This window comes from Turicibacter sp. GALT-G1 (assembly GCF_025594995.1).
In the GTDB taxonomy this organism is placed as follows: Bacteria; Bacillota_I; Bacilli_A; order MOL361; family Turicibacteraceae; genus Turicibacter; species Turicibacter bilis.
On sequence record NZ_JAMQUS010000107.1, the window covers coordinates 1 to 407 of the forward strand.

Sequence of the window (407 nt, forward strand, 5' to 3'; positions counted from 1 at the left end):
ACACGTCTATCAATATCTTTCATATAAGAGTCAAATGAGAGAAAGTATAATATTCCTGCAACCATACTTCCTATCCCCCCTAAACATACAACTAATTGAATAATCGTTGTTTTATCCATCGTAAAACCTCCCCATCCATATTTTACCTTATTCTACCACAAAAAGATTAGTTTTATTATTTTCTTTATGTATATTTTTAGAGATTTAAATAAAGTGAGCAGTTTTTAAGTGGATTGAGCATTTTAAAGATGAAACAGAACTGCTGAAAATTCAGAAAGCTGACATACAATCACAGGCAAGTTATTCTCTAATATTTAATGAAATGATTACACACCGACCACCATCATTGTTATGCTTTTGAATTAATCATCCTATAATGATATCATAAATATTGAAAATATTGGTAG

Annotated in this window: 1 pseudogene; it reads left to right on the top strand. The window is 29.2% G+C overall.

Annotated features, from left to right (window positions below):
• Nucleotides 1-223 precede the first annotated feature (223 nt).
• A pseudogene (locus NEH74_RS13760) lies at nt 224-361 on the top strand (IS1595 family transposase); the annotation flags it as partial.
• Nucleotides 362-407 lie beyond the last annotated feature (46 nt).